This is a genomic window from Paenibacillus gyeongsangnamensis (genome assembly GCF_027533625.1).
In the GTDB taxonomy this organism is placed as follows: Bacteria; Bacillota; Bacilli; order Paenibacillales; family NBRC-103111; genus Paenibacillus_G; species Paenibacillus_G gyeongsangnamensis.
Genome location: NZ_JAQAGZ010000023.1, coordinates 141,906 through 161,009 on the forward strand (window position 1 = coordinate 141,906; position 19,104 = coordinate 161,009).

General features: G+C 47.3%; 10 protein-coding genes and 2 pseudogenes. 11 read left to right on the forward strand and 1 reads right to left on the reverse strand.

The features are described 5' to 3' along the window. Entirely contained in the window at window positions 1-1,974 is a 1,974-nt protein-coding gene (locus O9H85_RS29410) for a glycoside hydrolase family 127 protein (RefSeq protein WP_269884960.1), read from the forward strand. 88 nt (window positions 1,975-2,062) lie between these two features. Here the strand turns inward: O9H85_RS29410 and O9H85_RS29415 are convergent, their stop codons facing one another. Then, on the reverse strand, window positions 2,063-2,905 hold the full coding sequence (locus O9H85_RS29415; RefSeq protein ID WP_269884961.1) for an RMD1 family protein: 843 nt from the start codon (window positions 2,903-2,905) through the stop codon (window positions 2,063-2,065). Between the two features lie 171 nt (window positions 2,906-3,076). Between O9H85_RS29415 and O9H85_RS29420 the strand changes: the two genes are divergently transcribed. The 10 genes and pseudogenes from O9H85_RS29420 (at window position 3,077) to O9H85_RS29465 (ending at window position 17,443) form a co-directional block, all read left to right on the forward strand. Further along, window positions 3,077-4,405 (forward strand): cache domain-containing sensor histidine kinase, encoded by a 1,329-nt coding sequence (locus O9H85_RS29420; RefSeq protein ID WP_269884963.1) that lies wholly within the window; start codon window positions 3,077-3,079, stop codon window positions 4,403-4,405. Further along, entirely contained in the window at window positions 4,371-4,877 is a 507-nt protein-coding gene (locus O9H85_RS29425; protein ID WP_269884964.1) for a sensor histidine kinase, read from the forward strand. Before O9H85_RS29420 ends, O9H85_RS29425 begins: the two co-directional genes overlap by 35 nt. After that, window positions 4,871-5,938, forward strand: coding sequence for a response regulator transcription factor (locus O9H85_RS29430; protein WP_269884965.1), 1,068 nt, complete (start codon window positions 4,871-4,873; stop codon window positions 5,936-5,938). The genes O9H85_RS29425 and O9H85_RS29430 overlap by 7 nt, the downstream gene beginning before the upstream one ends. A 5-nt stretch (window positions 5,939-5,943) precedes the next feature. Beyond that, window positions 5,944-7,437: an extracellular solute-binding protein gene (locus O9H85_RS29435; protein ID WP_269884966.1), complete on the forward strand. Its 1,494-nt coding sequence runs from the start codon at window positions 5,944-5,946 to the stop codon at window positions 7,435-7,437. After that, window positions 7,343-7,606: a hypothetical protein gene (locus O9H85_RS29440; RefSeq protein WP_269884967.1), complete on the forward strand. Its 264-nt coding sequence runs from the start codon at window positions 7,343-7,345 to the stop codon at window positions 7,604-7,606. The genes O9H85_RS29435 and O9H85_RS29440 overlap by 95 nt, the downstream gene beginning before the upstream one ends. 183 nt (window positions 7,607-7,789) lie before the next feature. Next, window positions 7,790-8,251: pseudogene (locus tag O9H85_RS29445) on the forward strand (hypothetical protein); the annotation flags it as partial. 265 nt (window positions 8,252-8,516) lie between these two features. Next, a pseudogene (locus O9H85_RS29450) lies at window positions 8,517-9,673 on the forward strand (IS110 family RNA-guided transposase). A 115-nt stretch (window positions 9,674-9,788) separates the two neighbouring features. After that, window positions 9,789-11,690, forward strand: coding sequence for an S-layer homology domain-containing protein (locus O9H85_RS29455; RefSeq protein ID WP_269884968.1), 1,902 nt, complete (start codon window positions 9,789-9,791; stop codon window positions 11,688-11,690). Between the two features lie 246 nt (window positions 11,691-11,936). Next, complete coding sequence (locus tag O9H85_RS29460; protein ID WP_269884969.1) at window positions 11,937-15,764, forward strand: beta-propeller fold lactonase family protein; 3,828 nt, start codon at window positions 11,937-11,939, stop codon at window positions 15,762-15,764. A 491-nt stretch (window positions 15,765-16,255) separates the two neighbouring features. Further along, a complete protein-coding gene (locus tag O9H85_RS29465; protein ID WP_269884970.1) occupies window positions 16,256-17,443 on the forward strand; it encodes an extracellular solute-binding protein in 1,188 nt (395 codons plus the stop codon). The last annotated feature ends 1,661 nt before the right edge of the window (window positions 17,444-19,104 follow it).

The window sequence follows — 19,104 nt, forward strand, 5'->3', positions numbered from 1 at the left end:
ATGAGCCAAACGGAAAAAATGGGCCTCAAGCCGCTTCAAACGATCCCTCTCCGTCAAGTCGCGATTCAGGATGACTTCTGGTCGGACCGTCTGCGCAATGTGATCGAGACCGTTGTACCTTATCAATGGGATGCTCTGAATGATGCAATCCCCGGCGCCGAGCCAAGCCATACGATCGAGAACTTCCGTCTTGCCGCAGGAGAGTCGGAGGGCGAATACTACGGTATGGTTTTTCAGGACAGCGATCTGGGTAAATGGCTGGAAACGGTCGGTTTCGCCCTCTCCAAGGAACGGAACCCCGAGCTCGAGAAGCTTGCGGATGAAGTGATCGAACTGCTCGGCCGTGCCCAGCGGCCCGACGGTTATTTGAATTCGTATTATACCGTTAAGGAGCCGGATGCCCGCTGGACCAACCTGCGCGACTACCACGAGCTGTACTGCGCCGGCCATTTGATGGAAGCGGCAGTAGCGTATTACGAAGCGACCGGGAAGCGCGAGTTTCTCGATATCATGTGCCGTTACGCCGACTACATCGGAACCGTGTTCGGATCGAATCCCGGCCAAAAGAAAGGCTATGACGGTCATCCGGAGGTGGAGCTGGCGCTGGTCAAGCTTTATCAGGCTTCCGGCAACCGAAGCTACTTGGAGCTCAGCCAATTTTTTGTGGAGGAACGCGGCCGGCAGCCTCATTTTTTCGATGAAGAGGAGAAAGAAAGGGACGCAGCGCAGGGGCAAATCGGCAGGAAGAAGCGTAGGTACGATTACTTCCAGGCGCATATGCCCGTGCGGGAGCAGAAGACGGCGGAAGGCCACTCCGTGCGTGCCGTTTACCTGTACAGCGCGATGGCGGATCTGGCCGCAGTAAACCAGGACGCCGGAATGCTTGAAGCGTGCAAGGAGCTGTGGAACGATGTGGTGCAGCGGAAAATGTACGTTACCGGCGGCATCGGCTCATCGGCGTTCGAAGAACGTTTTACCGTCCCCTACGACCTGCCGAACGACCGGGCTTATACGGAAACCTGCGCCGCCATCGGACTCGTGTTCTGGGCGCAGCGCATGCTTCAATTGGAGAAGGACCGCAAATACGCCGATGTGATGGAGCTGGCCCTCTATAACGGGGTGCTGAGCGGCATATCCCTCGATGGCAAAAGCTATTTTTACGTCAACCCGCTTGAAGTGTGGCCCGACACTGCTAATTTCCGCAACGATATGCATAGCGTGAAGGTCAAGAGACAGCCTTGGTTCGGCTGCGCCTGCTGCCCGCCCAATATTGCAAGGCTGATCACTTCCCTGGGACAGTACATTTATTCTGCAAACGACGAGGAAAGGGAGCTGTACACTCACCTCTATATAGGAAGTAAGGTACAGTTTGAAGTGGACGGCAAGCCTGTGCAGCTATCGCAGGAAACGGACTATCCGTGGGACGGTCAGGCTGCGCTTCAGCTCTCGCTTGAAATGCCGGCCGAGTTCACGCTCAGCGTGCGCCTCCCGGGCTGGTGCAGGAAATCTGTGATTAAGGTAGGCGGCGTAGAGACGGAAGCCGATCGGATCGAGAACGGCTATGCCAAGCTGAAGCGGACCTGGAAGGATGGGGACCGGATCGAGCTGTCGTTCGATATGCACGTTGAAATGGTGAGAGCTCATCCGAACGTACGGGAGAACGCGGGCAAAGTAGCCCTTCAGCGGGGTCCGGTTGTATTTTGCCTGGAGGAAATCGATAACGGTTCGAACCTGCAGGATATCGTCCTCTCCGGCGATGCCCAGTTCGATGCGCATTACGAAGAGCAGCTTCTTGGCGGCGTCACCGTCCTTACGGGAATCGGCTCGCGCAGTGTCGTCCCGCCCGAAAGCAGCGGATCGCTTTACACGACGCAGCCTTTTGACATGGTGTCCGTACCGGTAAAGGCGATCCCCTATTTTGCCTGGAGCAACCGCGTCCCGGGCGAAATGACGGTATGGATCCGAAGCCGGTAATGGGATAGGTATAACGTTTCTTGGAGTATCCGTGCAAAAAGATCGCCCGGCCCGGCCTGCTTGGCTAAGGGCTGAGTGATCTTTTTGACTAATGTGAGGGAATCCAGCCAATGATTTGTAATAACGTTAAGACCACCTCTATAACAATTAGAATGACGACGATCCATTCGACGAATAGCCCTCGGATGGAATGACTGATATTAGAAAAACCTTCCACGATGTGATACAAAATTTCCGTTTTGCTTTTCAGTATTTTATATCGATCGTTCAATTCAAAAAAATCCATCATGCCATCGTAAAATTGGCTGGCAGTGCTATTGGTCCAAGTTAAATCAGGTTTATCCAAGATCATGATGTAAGCAAGGGTGTTATACTCATGGCGTACGATTTTTGCGGTCGTTCTTGCCAATTCTTTGTTGCTGACACGAAGCTTTCCTTTTTCAAGCCTGTCTATCATCATTTCGAGGCTATCATGAATATTCCCGAGCTGTTCCTCTATCTTTTCAAAAGCTACCGATTTGGCAAGGACGGTAGAGATCAATTCAGGGTAAAAGAATTCATATTTAGCTACCACCACATACTCGTCAGTCAACTCCATGCTATCGATTTCTTCGATGTGAAGACTGTAATCGTCCGTGTATCTGTCTACATGCTGGAGAGCAATATCAGGCTCGAAAGTTTGGAGGAACTTCAAAAAGTCAGTTATCTCATCCATGGTTGAGTGATTAATAAAAACAACGCTGCCGAAAGAAAACACCAGCACCTGTTGTAAGTCGTCTATATCTTTTTGAAGGATCGATGTAAGAATATCGCCTTTTAGAATTAAAGGCTGTTCCCATGTATATTTTTTGGGAATGCCGCAGTGGATTGCGATTTTGTTCAAATCCATTTCATTTGTGATTGCCAAAGCCTTAAAAGTAAAATCTTTCATTCTCATCACTCATCCGCTTTCAAAAAGTCATGCTACTAGTCTAGACAGAAAAAGCCAGCTTCAATCTTCTTGATTAATCGTTTAACATGTAGTTTACAATAAGATTACGTTGTCCTGATGCCAATCAATTATTATTGAAGTTAATCGTTTTTTGAGGTGGATTGATTCGTCATGATGTTGTTGTGGGAAAAAATACGACTCGGAATCGGAAGAAGCTTTAAGATCAAGCTTATTGGCAGCCTATCCATTATTATTTTGATAGCATTTGGCGGGGCTGGATATTTCACATACCGCTATAACCTCGATTTATTCGAAAAAGAAATCAGCAAGCAGTTTTCCCGAACCAACGAAGAAGCGCTGGCTAAATTGGATCTTAAGATGCAGGAAATGCAGCGTATATCCCATGCAATCGTCTTTGATCCTCAAATTGAAAATATGATCAGTGAACTAAATTCAAATGGAAACTATGATGCGTTTCGTTCCTATTATGAAAAAGAACAAATAAAAGCATTGATCAATCAAATCAAATTAGATGCTCCATTCATAACGGGTTTGTATATGTTTGATTTAAAGGGGAACCCGTCTTATTTTCATTTTTCTACGCCGTCGATTAACGATCTTGATGCGTCCATTTATCAAGCTATTCTTCCTAAGCTCAATCCATCCAACGGGGATATGGTATGGCTAAGTATTCCTTTGCCGAGCTCGGTAGAGCCTAATGGGATGAGGCAATCGGTTGTTGCCGCCCGGTGGATGAAAGACAGCTCTTTGAATACTTACGGCATGCTGGTCATCACAATGGATGAAACTTTTTTTTCCAGCAGCCTTGAAGGGTTAACGAAAGACGGCTTAGGAAAGGTTTACTTGTTTAATCAGTCGAAGGATTTATTATATAGCAATGCAGCTCTGAAGTCGGAAGATGAAGTCAAGCAGTTGAAAGCCCTGAATCGTGCTCAAATCATGGACGATGATTTATTTGTTCAAAGCGATTCGAAGGCGTTTAAGCTTTCACTTGTCAGCGGAACTTCCATGGCGGCGATCCGGGTAAAAAACTGGACTATTTTGCAAGTGATGTTGTACTCCGGTATCATCAGTGTTGTTGTTATGAGCATTCTAATTGTACTGGCAAGTAAAAAACTGCTTCGGCCGCTTGAAGATTTAGTAAAAGGCCTTCAAAAAGTACGCTCCGGAAAATTTGATACTCGCATCCAGATTAGATCCAAAGATGAACTGGCCTACATCGGGGAAAGCTTTAATGAGATGACGGAAAAGGTTGAGCGTTTAATCAATGAAGTATATATCACTCAATTGAGTGAAAAGAAAGCGGAACTAAAAGCGCTGCAGGCTCAGTTAAATCCGCATTTCCTTCATAATATTTTAAATGAAATTTATTGGAAGTTATATTTGCACAATGACAAAGATACGGCTTCTCTTCTTGCAGCCGTATCTGAGATGCTCAAAGCTAATGCCGATAGTCATCCCAACGACACTCAGAGATGAAATTCAGCAGGTCCGTAACTATGTCAAGATACAAACAGAGCTGTTTGAAACCGAATTAGAAACGGTTTTCAATGTGGAAGAAGATGCGGAGGAAAGCGAAATATTACGTTCTTTGCTCCAGCCTCTTGTAGAAAATGTGTTTGTACATGCTTTCCGTAATCGATTATCACATAAGATATTGATCATTAATGCTGTTCGAAAAGATGATTTGTTGGAAATCGAAATAGCGGATAACGGGTGCGGGATGAGTGAGGAGCGTCTATCGAAGATCATTGGCTCTGATGGGATGTCTCCATTACAACGGAATGATGGCCGAGATAGTCTTGGGATAAACAGTGTGATAAGAAGGATTAAACTAATGTACGGCGCACCTTATAGGTTAGAAATTGACAGTGTGCCGCATGCAGGAACAAAGATGCGTCTGATTCTGCCATTCAGAAGCGTTGAAAAGAAAGGACTTGAAGTATGTTAGTCGGTAAAGTAATCATCGTGGAGGATCAGCCTAATTTTCGCAAAGGTCTGGTTAAAATGATTGAGCTGGGTCAACCTGAATGGAACGTTGTAGGCGAAGCAAGCAACGGGCAAGATGCGTTACGGCTGCTGGATCGATTCAAACCCGATTTGGTGCTTACGGATATTAACATGCCGATTATGAACGGTATCGATTTCATTTCACTGTTACGAAAGAATTACCCCGATCTTCTCGTCATTATCTTGACGGGTTACAGAGAATTTGAACATGCGCAAGCGGCAGTAAAGCTTGGCGTGTTTGATTTTTTAACCAAGCCATGTTCGGAACAGGATGTTCATCATGTGCTTCACAAAGCCTTCCTGAAGCTAAACGAGCGCCATTCGAAGCCTGAACCGTTCGAGCTTAGCTTAGAGGAAAAGCGTATTTCGGATTTGGAGACGCAGTTCATTTCCGCCATATTAACTGGTGAAGCCAATATTGTGCAACAAGTATTAGATCAATTCATAGCAAATCTTAAGACTTTGCCTTCCTATAAATTAAAGTTGGAAGCTTTGTCATTGGCCGTTGCATTACACAGAACAGCACGGAACTATTTTGATATCGAAGAGTGCGGTCTGTATAACAAAACTTCTGTTGACATGACCGATCTGACTTCCGATAAAATCGATGTGTGGACAAATGAGCTTAGTGCCGGTTTCATGAAAAGTTTTCAAAAATGGCAATTATCGAAAAGTGAAAATACTATTGATAAAGCTATAAAATATATAGAAGAACATTATGAACAGGAGTGCAGATTGACGGATGTGGCCTCTTACGTTCAGATGAATCCAAGCTACCTCAGCGTATTATTTAAGAAGGCAACCGGAGAGACATTTAAGAACTACTTAAACCGCATGCGTATGGATAAGGCGGCGTTACTGCTGCGCAATACCGATATGAGAATATCTGAAATCGCTAGCGCCACGGGTTTCGACGAACCGAATTATTTCACCAATGTTTTCCGGCAGCAATACCAAATGTCACCCAAGGAATTCCGCAATTCGAAAGAGGGGATCGGATAACAATTATGCTGAACAAGAAGCATCGCATTGGGGTTATGTTTGCGATTGTCATTGCTGCGGCTGTTGTGCTAGCGACTGGTTGTACGTTTTTTGAAGATAAAGAATTCAGTGGAAGCGCATCGGGTAACAAAACAGCAAAAAATGAGATTACGGTTTCTATTTATGACCGAGGTATCATTCCGGCTTCTGAGGGATCTTACGCAGACAACCGGTGGACCAACTGGATCAATCGAAACGGACCGGTTAATGTAAAGTTCATTCCCATTATGCGAAGCGAATCGCGACAAAATCTGATGAAATTGTTTGCTTCCGGTTCAGCACCGGACATCATAAACGAATACAATACAGCTATTCGCAATAGTTTGTATGAACAAAACCAACTGTTGCCATTAGACAATGTTTTGAAATTTATGCCGGAATACGAGAAATTAATCACGCAATATCCGCAATTAAAGAATGCCGGCACAAAATCGGATGGCAAGCTGTATGAAATCGGGAAACTGAATGAAGCCAATCCATTACATGCTTTTTTTATTCGGACCGATTGGTTGAAAAAGCTAGGCTTAGAAGTACCTAAAACGCAAGAGGAGTTTTTTCAGGTGGCTAAGGCCTTTACCGAACTGGATCCGGACGGCGACGGAAAGGATGATACGTATGGTACAAACCTTAGTTATTATTCAGAGAATGCTCTAAACGAAATGTTCGGCGATTCGTCATCAATCACTCAATTTTCTTGGGGGATTAAGGATGGAAAAATAGTACGTCTGTGGGAAAACGAACTTGCTTCTCTTACATTTAAGAAGAGTTTATATGATAACCATATCATTGATAAAAATTATATGTACGATAGCAGCGGATCTAAAGCTAAGCAAGATTTTCTTAACGGAAAGATCGGCATTTATATTAATCCAAGCGTCAACTGGACGGAGTTTACCTTATCAGACCTTGCTATTCTAAAGAAAAATGTGCCGGGAGCGGAAATTGCACCGCTTGCTTATCCCAAAACAAGCATGGGAGAGTTCACGGGAGCAATTAACAATCCGATTCAAATGACAACCGTAATCAATGCCAATACGAAAAACCCTGAAGCTGCCGCGCAATATATCGACTTCATGATGAAGCCGAAAACATCGGTAACATTCCTCGGAGATGAAGGGGTTCATTGGACAAAAAATCCGAATGGCTGTCCGAGCGTATTGGATCCGTATAAACAAAAATATGAAGTCAGCTATAATGTGGATTATCAAATGTTTGTTACTGGCATTAATCAAAAGTGCGGCTATATCATTAACAAATTTAACCCGGAAGTTCCTGAACAAAAGACAGCGCTGGATATTTATAAAAGTGCCCAAAAGCTTTATCTTGATCCGAGCAGGCAGTCCCGGCTTGACGGTGGGAGAATATATGCCTGTATTTCCGAACAGTCTGAATGCGATACAAACGGCTCTGCTCAAGGAAATAAGAGATCTTTATGTCAAAGCGATCATCAGCGGCAGTAATTATAGCCCGGAGCAAGCTATAAAAGATGCGCAGGCTGCTTGGGAAAAAGGAAACGGTAAGCAGCTTGAAGATTATATGAATAAATGGTATGCAGAAAATAAAGACCAGGCCTTTCTTGCTAAAGACATTTGGGAGATCGTAAAGCGTCAAATGGCGGAAATGCAGTAAGGCCCATAAATACGCGAATCTTTACAAAAAGTTTAAAATGGCCCAATAAATTTATAGATTTATCTATAAATTTTTAAGGGCTCTTTTTTTTGGGATAATTATAATAGGCTTAAACAAAGACCAAGGAGTGAAGAAGTGAGAATGAATTTTTTGAAGAAAACAATAGGGATTACCGCTTGTGGAATGATTTCGTTTAGTTCGGTGCTTGCCGCACCTATATCTGTACTCGCAGCACCGAGTATTGCGAGTGCGGCAACAATACCAACAACAGTAACGCCGCTGTCATCGCCATCTTGGGGGTATTTCGTAGATAATTACAAAAATAGTACTTCTGCTAATATGACGGAAAGTTCAAATCCGACAATCGGGGTGCTTTCCGGATACGATCAGCTTTGGACTCCCGGCACTGCATGGAATAACGGTACCATACTAAACAAAAGCGTACTGGATGCCAACATTCAAAAAGTGGTTGACATGGCAGCCAGCCGATCTTCCAGTGAGGCAGATGCGGCATATCTCGATGATCGTAGAAACCAAAGCTACAGCGTCATTGAGGGGCTTGGTTCGCTTACCGATGTCTATCGAAAGAATGCGGGAGCGACGACAACGATTAACGATATCCCAGCCGATGCTACAACTAAACGATCATGAGCAATTGCTCGCAAACCAAGCATGAAAATGGCAGCAAGGTTTGCACGGACTAGAAACGCTCCATACTTGTACTAACATGGTGTAGAACTACGCTACTTTTTATGGTGGGTAAACCCCGGCAACTAAACTGTAAGGATCGATTCTGTGTACAAACCGATGCAGCCCTGAACCAGCCCCGTTCAGAATACTGCGAACATAAAAATGCTCATGCTCGAGTCGTTCCAGCACCATGGTTACCTTTGTATGGAGGTCGTGGATTATGGAAGTTTTGTTAGAACACTGTGCGGGAATGGATGTCCACCAAGAAACCATTGTCGTCTGTACGCTTAACACCGATTCCGAAGGTAAGGTACAGAGTGAAATTCGAACCTTCGGCACGCTCACCAAGCAACTATTTGAGCTGCTCCAATGGTTGGAGTCTAAATCCATCACTCATGTTGCCATGGAAAGCACAGGCGTCTATTGGAAGCCGATCTACAACATCTTGGAAGGCTACTTTACCGTTACGCTTGCTAATGCACAGCGAATCAAGAATGTTCCTGGCCGGAAAACCGATGTTTGTGATGCCGAGTGGATTGCAAAACTTTTACGAGTCGGCTTAATCGAACCTAGCTTCATTCCCTCTGAAGATCTACGGGAGTTGCGGGATCTATGCCGGTTACGTAAAAAACGCGTTGGCAATCTTACTGCTGAAAAAAACAGAATTCAGAAGTATTTAGAAGCTTGCAACGTGAAGCTGGGTACCGTCATTTCCGATGTCTTCGGAGTTTCGGGCCGCAACCTGCTGAGACGTCTGGTGGATCAAGGTTATGTCGATGCCAAAGATGTGGATGAATGCGTGAAAGGCACCATCAAAAACAAGAAGGAACAAGTGCGCGACTCGTTGTTTGGCACCATGACTCCCCACCAGATCGAGCTGATCCGGGATTGCTGGGATCACATTGCGTTTTTGGAGAAATCGATTGCCAGCCTGGACGCAAAGATTGATGAGCACCTTAAGAGCTACCGGAACGAATACGAACTATTACAAACCATTCCCGGTGTTAGTGAGGTTACCGCTGCAGCACTCATTGCAGAGATTGGTGTAAATATGGAGCAATTCCCCTCTTCAGAGAACTTGGCGTCTTGGGCCGGGGTAGCTCCAGGTAATCACGAAAGTGCGGGCAAAAAAAAAGTACAAAGAGCGTAAAAGGCAATTCTCATGCAAAAGTGGTATTATGCGAAGCGGCTTGGGCAATCGCTCGCTCCAGAAATACGGCACTTTCAACAAAGTTTTGGAAGATCGCATCTCGCCGCGGGAAGAAGAAGGCGTGTATTGCCATTGCTAGAAAGATACTAATCATCGCTTACCATATCATCAAAAACAAACAGCCTTACATCGAAGGCGGTCCGACAGTTCTTCGGGAGGCAAATTAACAGTATTGACAAAACGGAAATAATTCAAACCTTAGAAGACCCAAAGAGGGTTGCCGGGCATCCTATTGCCCATTTTTCCAATTCTGCTACGTTTTTTAAAAAGACGACATGCATCATGCGTGCATTAGATTTTCACATAAAAAAATATAATGATGGAGGAAACAATGCAGGTGACCCGAATTCCAGTCTGGGTAATATCGTGAGTTTGGTCAATACCTTGCGCGGCAACTATTCTTCAACGAACCCGGCAAAAAAATATTTTAGTTATCCTCGCCCGTTTCGTTGGAGCAGCACTTCGATCGTTGTTCCTTCCCTTGTTCCTGCAATCAGCACGGATCCGGCCACAGATGGAGGATTTCCTAGCGGACATACCAATGCTGCGTTTCTCAGCGCGATTGCGATGGCTTATGCTATACCCGAGCGTTATCAGGAACTGCTTACGAGAGCTTCGGAACTCGGCAACAACCGTATTGTTGCCGGTATGCATTCACCCCTTGATGTAATGGGAGGACGTGTCATGGCAACTGCGCTTGCGGCTGCTATCCTGTCTGATCCAAACAATACCATTTTGAAGCAGGCGGCTTATGACGATGCTCACAGTAAATTGTTAACGCAAACCAGTACAGCGGCGGATCGGTTCAGCGATTATGCAAAGAACAAACAAGAATATACTGGGCGTTTGACATATGGGTTTAGTCAGATTAATTCAACGACTAACCCAATGGCGGTTCCTAAGGGAGCTGAGGTTCTGCTGGAAACACGTTTGCCTTACCTTGACAGTACCGAGCGTCGCTGGGTTTTGGCCACTACGGGTCTTCCATCCGGATATCCCGTGCTTGATGATGCTGAGGGATGGGGACGGCTTAATCTCTTTGCCGCCGCGGATGGTTATGGTGCCTTTGCCAGCGACGTTACAGTGACAATGGATGCATACAAAGGCGGTTTCAATGCATTGGATCGCTGGCGGAACGATATCTCAGGCATAGGAAAGCTGACAAAAGAGGGAACAGGTACTTTAAAGCTGCAGGGCAACAATACTTATTCCGGAGGTACACAGATCGACGGAGGCACACTTGAGGGTAATTCGGAGACGGCTTTCGGCAGCGGCGATGTTGCGAACAACGGAGGAACTCTCATTAAAAATGTTTCCGGAAAGATGACCATCGGTGGAAATTACACACAAGCTGCGGGCGGTACACTTGAGCTTAAGCTTAGCAGTAATCATGATCTGCTCGAAATTAAGGGCGTGGTAAAGCCTGATGGGAAATTACGTTTGAATTTTTCGAATAATTATGTACCTGATAACGGCGTCGTCACCATCATAACCCATGGTAAGGATCAACGGAATGGACAATTTTCTTCAGTGGATGCTGTGGGTTTACCTAGCCAGTATAAAGTGAAGGTGATTTATAATTCCGATAGTATTCAGCTAGCAGTAGACACAGCAGCACCAAGCGGGTCTTCAGGTTATACAGGAATTTCTTTAGATTCGTCAAACTACTCCTGGGCAATCAAAGCGATCGACGCATTGGCATCTAAAGGTATCATACAAGGAACTTCGGACAAGACGTTTTCTCCAGGCACTAAAATTTCTCGTGCGGATATGGTAGTACTTCTTGTTCGCGCGCTGAACCTTAAGGCGGAATTTACATCAAACTTTAGCGATGTGAATAAGAGCGACTACTACTACGAATCACTTGGAATTGCCAAGCAGCTAGGTCTTGTTAATGGTATGGAAGAAAATATCTTTGATCCTAAAAAGGAGATTACTCGGGAAGACCTGATGGTGCTCTGCGTGAGGGCATTAAAGCTTTCCGGTAACTATGCACAAGGGAACGTTGCCGACCTTTCCAAATTCGCCGATAGCACTAAGATCGCACCTTATGCGGTAGAAGGAGTAGCATCCTTAGTCAAGCTGGGCATCGTAGAAGGAAGCGATAATGGAATCAATCCTCTTGGCACAGCAACCAGGGCTGAAGCTGCAGTAATCATTTATCGAATGATGAATATGAAATAATTGAGAAGAACTCGCCTTTCATCTTCCCACATGGGTTGGATGAAGGGCGAGTTTTTTGATTTGGAGTCTTCCAAAGACAAAACCAATTAAATCCAACTATAAACAAATAAAAAACAATTTATTAACATGCGTTTAATGTTGTTTCTGCATGTAGCTATTATATTAATACTCGGGGCTTGGGTAATTCAAGCCGACCATTCTCTTGAAGAGAGACATACATCATAAAAAACGGAGGAGATGTGACGAATGAAGGGTAACGAGAAAAGACGCAAAAAATTGTCGCCACGTACCACTATTGCAGCAATCACCTGCTTAGGCGTGCTTGCACTGGGCGGCGTTACGATGGCTGCCGATTTCCTTAAGCCTGGACCGCAAGCAAACGGTACAGCGTACACGCCTGCAGGCTGGCGGGTGACGCCGGCAGGCAGCCAAAAGCCCGCAGGCTTCTTTCCGGCCAACGCCGTGCTCGCGCCCGACGGTAAGGCGGTTCTGGTTCCTAACATTGTCAAGAACGAGAATGGTAAACAGTCTGTCCAAGTCATGGATGCCATGGATGGCAGCCTTATCCAGCAGGTTGAAGTTGACGGAACAGGTCAGGGTGTAGCGCCCGGGCTTGTTTTTAGCCATGACGGAAGCCATGTGTATTTGGCAACGGCGAACAAGCAATCGGTGGTCGTCTTCGGCTGGGATAGCAGTACCCATAAGCTGACCTTCCAGCGTTCCCTGAAGCTTCCGGGCGGTACATACCCGCAAGAAGTGGCGGTTTCGCCGGACGACAAGACGATTTACGTGAGCGGTCAGTACGCGAATAAGCTTGTAGCTGTCGATGTTGCCTCTGGCCAGACCGCGCAAGCGACGGTGGGCTCCTATCCGTACGGCGTAGTATTGTCGGAGGATGGGCATACGGCCTACGTAAGTAATCAAGGTGAAAACACAATGTCGGTTCTCTCTGTCGATGGGCTAACGATGACTCCGAAGAACCCGATTACGGTAGGCACCCACCCCAACAGTATGTTGATCGATGCCAAGAAACATAGGTTATTCGTTGCCAATGGGGACAACGACACGGTGTCCGTCGTCGAAACAGGGAGCAACACGGTAACGGATACGATCTCGCTTGCTCCTTTCCAGGATGCGCACGCAGGAACGCAACCGAACAATCTTGCGCTCTCACCTGATGGCAATACGATGTATGTTACCAATGGCGGCAATAATGACGTCGCTGTAGTCGACGTATCTGGCCCCAGCAGTGAGAACGGAAACGGCCAAGGCGACTTCGGAAGAATTAAAGGCCTTATCCCGACCGGCTGGTATCCGACGGGCGTGCAGATAACGCCGGATGGCAAACGTATGCTCATTACAAGCGCAAAGGGCTTGGGAACGGGACCGAACGCCCCGGCGGACCCTTCGAAACCAACCAATTACCCTTACATCGAAAGACAGCTTCAGGGCTTTTTGCAGGTTGTCGATATTCCAAGCAACTCACAACTGAACAAATATACCCGAATGGTTTGGGAAAACAACGGTTTCAACGATCACGGCAAGGTGAACGGCTTCGATAAGGAAGAGAACGCATCATCCACCATTGTACCGCGTCACGTCGGAGATTCCTCGCCGATCAAGCACGTGATCTATATCGTTAAGGAGAACCGTACCTACGATCAGGTTTTCGGCGACCTCGGCAAGGGCAATGGCGACCCGTCACTTGCGATCTTCGGCAAGGACGTGACGCCGAACCATCACAAGCTGGCCGAGCAGTTCGTGACGCTGGATAACTTCTACGCCAACGGCGAAGTAAGCCAAAACGGCTGGCAATGGGTCACTCAGGCCAGTTCCAATCCTTATAACGAGCTAGGTACCGCTCAAGGATACGCCGGTAACGGGTCGCAGTACGACTCTGAGGGTTACCACCCCTTCATCGCTGCAGGCAGCTCCGACCCTGCCCATGCCTACCTATGGGACAAGCTGGCGCTGCAGAACATTCCGTTCCGCAATTACGGGCAGTTTGTAGTGCCTTCGAACTGGTTCAAAGCGAGCGATCAAGTCAAGTGCGTACAAGGCAAATTCTGCGCTTACGACCCGCTGTTGGATGCAAACACCAACCATGACTACGCGTGGTACGATATGGGAGTGACCGACCAGCATCGCTTCGACGTTTGGAATCAGGAGTTCCAGCAATACGTTGCCAATAACAACTTGCCGTCCATGCAATTCATTGATCTGCCACGCGACCATACCGCAGGCGGAGCGACGGCCAAACAATTGGTAGCGGATAATGACTTGGCACTGGGTAAAATTGTTGATACGGTATCTCACTCGAAGTATTGGAAAGATACCGCGATCTTCGTCGTCGAGGACGATCCGCAGAACGGACCGGATCATGTCGACGCCCACCGTACGGTCGCTTTGGCGATCAGTCCCTATACACAGCGGGGCATCGTCGACTCGCACTTCTACAGCCAGGTATCGATGCTGCGCACGATAGAGCTGTTCCTCGGAGTTGAACCGATGTCCCAGTTCGACGCTGCGGCTATGCCGATGATCTGGTCCTTCAGCGACAAACCGAATTTTGCCAGCTATACAGCGGTGTCGGCACCGTCAATGAGCGTGACCGTTTCTTCTCCGATCGTCAAGCCGGGTCAGACCGTTACAGTTACAGGAACAGTCTATAATGCCGGAAATGCTCCGCTGTCAGGTGCTGCACTGCGGCTTGTAACCCCGAACGGCTGGACAGCTGCGCCCGGACAAGTCCCGCTGAATCTCGATCCTGGGGCAAGAACAAGCATGAACTGGACAGTTACCGTGCCGGCATCGGTGCAATACGGCCAGCAGATGTTCACAGTCCAGGCGGACTATCCGATTAGCGAAGGTTTAACCGGTTCGCAATCCGTGAGCGTGGCCGTCGTGGTGCCGGACCCGAACATTGCAAAGGTGCCGCAGGCATTTGTAGCGAACTACTCCAGCAATACGGTTAGCGCTATCGACCTGTCCACCGGCAAGCTTATGGTTAACATTCCTGTGGGACAAGCGCCCGGTACCGTAGTCGTATCTCCCGACCGTACCAAGGCGTTCGTAGCGAACCAAGGCTCGAATACAGTCAGTGTGATCGACGCGGCTGCGGATGCCGTAGTGGCCACGATCCCGGTCGGCAAGATCCCGGCAGGGCTCACAGTCAGCCCGGACAGCAAGACGCTCTGGGTGACCGCATACGGAGATAACACCGTGCAGCCGGTCGATATTGCAAGCAACACAGCCGGCCAGGCGATCAGCGTCGGCAAGGGCCCGGAGAACGTCGCGATTACCCCCGACGGGTCCACGCTTTACGTCGCCAACAAAAACGACGGAACCGTGACTCCTGTGAATACGGCTGCGCGTACGGCCGGTACCCCGATCATGGTCGGCACTCAACCGTTCGGCGTTGCCATTACTCCCGACGGCAAGACCGCCTTTGTCTCGAACTCCGGTTCGAATGACGTGACGCCGATCGATATCGTCACCGGTACGACGAGACCGAAGATCCCGGCCGGTTCGGGGCCATTCAACGTGGCCATCTCCCAGAACGGAACAACCTTGTACGTGGCGGACTCCGGAAGCAACACGGTAACTCCGATCGACATCGCGACCGGAACAGCCAAGCCGGCGCTGACCATCGGTTCAGGCATGACCGGTGTGGCGATCTCTCCGGATGGTGCGACCGTATACGCATCCGTATCCGGTGCAGGTCAGCTCGTACCGATTTCGGTTGCTACGGGACAACCTGGCACTCCGATCACCGTCGGAAGCTACCCGATCTCCGTAGCAGTGACCGCTCCTGTCAACAATGCTGTGACGACGGCAGCAGCACAGCCGCTGACGCAGGAAATCGCAAGCAATTCGCCATCGGTCCATCCTTCCTTGGTGATGACCCCTGAGGATTTGGTCGGTCAGCCTGACAAGGCCGATCCGCAGAAGCTCAACGAGGAAATCTGGAGGGCTATCAAAGGCCCGAACGTACCGATGCCTGCGCCTAATCACCGCGTATTGGGCGGTAACAATGAAACAGATGATAGCAAACAAGGGAGTTTGCTTTGGTAGGACTTTCAGCACCACGTCTACGGCTTTGAACTGATTTCCGACGCGGGATCCCCGGTGAACTCCAGGGGGTCCCGCATACTTATTTTAGTTGATAAGAATTTTCAGCGTAGTGATTTCTTCGACGCCTGAGCCGGTCACCCTCCATTCCGCCTAGTTCTTTATTTTTTCTTCAAACTCGGTTAATACAGCCCAAATATTGATCGGATATTTTAGAAAAATAACGCTTGTTTGTTTACTGTGTGGGAACGGTCTCACATTCCCACATCAGGAGCGACGATCACCAGCATCGCGACGGTATTCAAAGCAATAGTGGCGAAGTTTCATATTTCAGCAGTAGAACGTTGCGAAATCGATCGGCTTAAAGGGGGTGGTGGAAGGGGACAAGTTGCTCATAGGAATCCTTATGCTCGGAAAGATCAGAGCACGAAAGTTTAGGATCATAGCCCATCGAAGAAAGATTCCCAACGAGAATCACTTAGGAGGAAATAAGCATGTTGCGTATGAAAAAATTACTTCCGCTTATTTTAACGGTTAGTTTACCGATTGCTGTTCTGGCCGGCTGCGGTACCGCCAACAAAAATGCTTCCGCCGGCAATAACGCTTCTTCCGGCTCGAATTCCCAAAGCAGCGGATCTTCACCCGCACAACCTACCGAGTTTTCGTTCTACTTTACCGGATCGCAGAACGTGAAAGAATTGTGGGATACCCTGATTCCGATGTTCGAGAAACAAACGCCCGACGTGAAGGTGAAGCCGGTCTACGTGCCTTCCGGTACCGGCGCGCAGTCGTCTTACGACCGCATTCTCGCAGCAAAGCAAGCGGGGAAAGGGTCCGGTGGTATCGACCTATTTTCAGACGATTTATCCACGATCACAAAAGGCCAAAAAGACGATCTCTGGGAAACGTTGAGCACCGGCGCCATTCCAAACCTGGACAAAATGGATCCGCAAACGATGAAAGACGTATCTAATCTTGCCATTCCTTACCGTTCCTCCGCCGTTATTTTGGCCTATAACGGAGATAAAGTAAAAACAGCCCCGAACACACTGGATGAACTGTACGATTGGATTCGTCAACATCCCGGGAAATTCGCTTATAATGACCCTTCCACAGGCGGCTCCGGAGATTCGTTCGTGCAAACGGCCATCTACAAATTTTTGCCTCCGGAGTCAATTCATAATACGGACCCAAGCATTGAGAAAGATTGGGATAAAGGATTCTCCCTTTTGAAAGAACTTGGACCGTATGTTTATGGAAAAGGCATTTATCCTAAGAAAAATCAAGGGACACTGGATTTATTGATCAGCGGGGAAGTGGATATGATTCCGGCATGGTCGGATATGGCGCTTGAACAAATTGATAAGGGGCAACTTCCGAAGTCCACCAAATTGAAACAACTGAATCCTGGCTTCAACGGCGGCCCTGCCTATTTGATTGTACCGAAATTGTCCGATAAAAAAGAAGCAGTCAAAAAGTTTCTGAACTTCGTGCTTACTCCGGAGGCTCAATCCGTTATTGTGGAGAAGATGCACGGTTTCCCGGGAATCCAGCTTTCGAGCATGCCGGCAAATGTACAAGAGGCATTCAAAGGTGTTTCGAGCGGATTCCGCAGCTTTAACATCGGCGATCTGTCTAAAGATATGTATCAACGCTGGCAAAGCGAAATTGCCGTTAAATGAGAAAATTCTCACCAAACAGCCCGGTCTTCAGACCGGGCTGTTCGACTTCCCCCTAATGCTTGCTCATTCCCGGTTTGACAAGAACTTTATCTCATTCCCAGCAGATCGCTGTAAACGGAGTAGATAGGGTTAAAAGCCTGCCGGTTGGGCAGTTAAGTGCAAGAAAGCCATGCTGTAGAATATTGCTTTGTTATGCTATTGCTCGTTGGATGAAGGATATAGCTGATTAAAATCCGCGTACACCCCAGGTTTTCACTTTTACCCGGAACATAATTTATGCTTTTTTTTACCTCATAGCCTTGAATCCACGATATCCCCCGAGCGAAAAGTCGAGAAAGCGCTAGTGAAGAAGTCGGCAGAACGTTAGTAGCCGCCGGAGCCTTCCTATACCATAAATGCATGACTATATGTTTAGAGGAAGGGGACGCGAGATGTCACAGACTACTACTGCCGTAACGGCGGCCGCAACCGCAGCAAGAAGATGAGCCGATTCCGCTTATGACGCTGCCGGGACTTGCCTACTTGCTGTTTAACAACTATTTGCCCATGTTCGGGATCGTGTCCTTCGGAGTTCAGTATTGAGGCGTACAAATATTTGAGGCACGGAAGAGCAGAAATTATCCGTGCATACGGGATCACCGTATTCGTCACCGTATTCGGCACCGCAAACAGGAAGCGAAAGCTCTGAAAGCAACACGTTTCAATTTAATGTTTTTTATGACAAGCTTAAGGCAAAAGGGTTTATGATATATCCCGGGAAAATTTCGAACGCAGACACGTTTCGGATCGGCAATATCGGAGATGTAACGAACGAAGACATGAAGCGGCTCGTAGCGGCCATTCAGGAAGTACGTTTTTGGGAAAGCGTCTAAGGGGTTGAGATTGCATTAACGAATATGACCATCCCCTATGGAGTACATTATCTCATTAAGAACCGCGTACATCGCGGTCAGACTGACGAGAAACCCGGATATGTGGAAAAATGCTAAGGTATAGGTGGGGTATCCCCTGTAGGAGCGATAGCGTCCGCCTTTGTTATCGGAAAATTACCGCTGCAAAAGCGATTAAATTGAATATTTTCCGATAACAACAGCGGCCGGAAGGGGATACCTCACCGGGGTACCATAGCAGATTTCTCTACTTCATGGGTTTCTTTACAGCCTGACCGCGTACATCGCGGTTTTTTTGTGTTATGGTTAATTGGATGGGCATAATGATGTTGGTAGAGGATTTTACCTTGCACTACACGATGTAGTATAATGGCGATAAGTGAAAACATCAAACATAATCAAGGAGATGCCTGATTTGGAAAAAAACAAGAAGAAATCAAACTACTCAAATCCGCGCAATTTGAATCAACAAAATCAACCAAAAAAAATGAAAACACTCCTATGGATTACGATCAGTTGTTTTATCGCTATTGCGGCAATTATTTTGATAGTAAATCACTAGTGTTGCATAAAAGTTGATCAGTCAAATTGTCAAAAAATTCTGAAAGAGTTTATTTACTCGGATGTCCAAAAGGTCGAGCGGCCATTAAAGGTAGCTCTGTCCATTTGGTAAAAATATACATTAGCGGTTTTTGCGATACAATAGAATGCTATCTCTTTCTTCGCCCGGCAGAGGTTCGACTTGGTCTTTGCTTCATTCGATTCAGCCAC

Excerpts from the sequence above, each read along its gene's own strand:
- O9H85_RS29415 (WP_269884961.1), bottom strand. The coding sequence starts at position 2,905 with ATGAAAGATTTTACTTTTAAGGCTTTGGCAATCACAAATGAAATGGAT.
- O9H85_RS29455 (WP_269884968.1), top strand. The coding sequence starts at position 9,789 with ATGCGTGCATTAGATTTTCACATAAAAAAATATAATGATGGAGGAAAC.
- O9H85_RS29410 (WP_269884960.1), top strand. The coding sequence starts at position 1 with ATGAGCCAAACGGAAAAAATGGGCCTCAAGCCGCTTCAAACGATCCCT.
- O9H85_RS29420 (WP_269884963.1), top strand. The coding sequence starts at position 3,077 with ATGATGTTGTTGTGGGAAAAAATACGACTCGGAATCGGAAGAAGCTTT.
- O9H85_RS29460 (WP_269884969.1), top strand. The coding sequence starts at position 11,937 with ATGAAGGGTAACGAGAAAAGACGCAAAAAATTGTCGCCACGTACCACT.
- O9H85_RS29465 (WP_269884970.1), top strand. The coding sequence starts at position 16,256 with ATGTTGCGTATGAAAAAATTACTTCCGCTTATTTTAACGGTTAGTTTA.
- O9H85_RS29430 (WP_269884965.1), top strand. The coding sequence starts at position 4,871 with ATGTTAGTCGGTAAAGTAATCATCGTGGAGGATCAGCCTAATTTTCGC.
- O9H85_RS29425 (WP_269884964.1), top strand. The coding sequence starts at position 4,371 with ATGCCGATAGTCATCCCAACGACACTCAGAGATGAAATTCAGCAGGTC.
- O9H85_RS29435 (WP_269884966.1), top strand. The coding sequence starts at position 5,944 with ATGCTGAACAAGAAGCATCGCATTGGGGTTATGTTTGCGATTGTCATT.
- O9H85_RS29440 (WP_269884967.1), top strand. The coding sequence starts at position 7,343 with ATGCCTGTATTTCCGAACAGTCTGAATGCGATACAAACGGCTCTGCTC.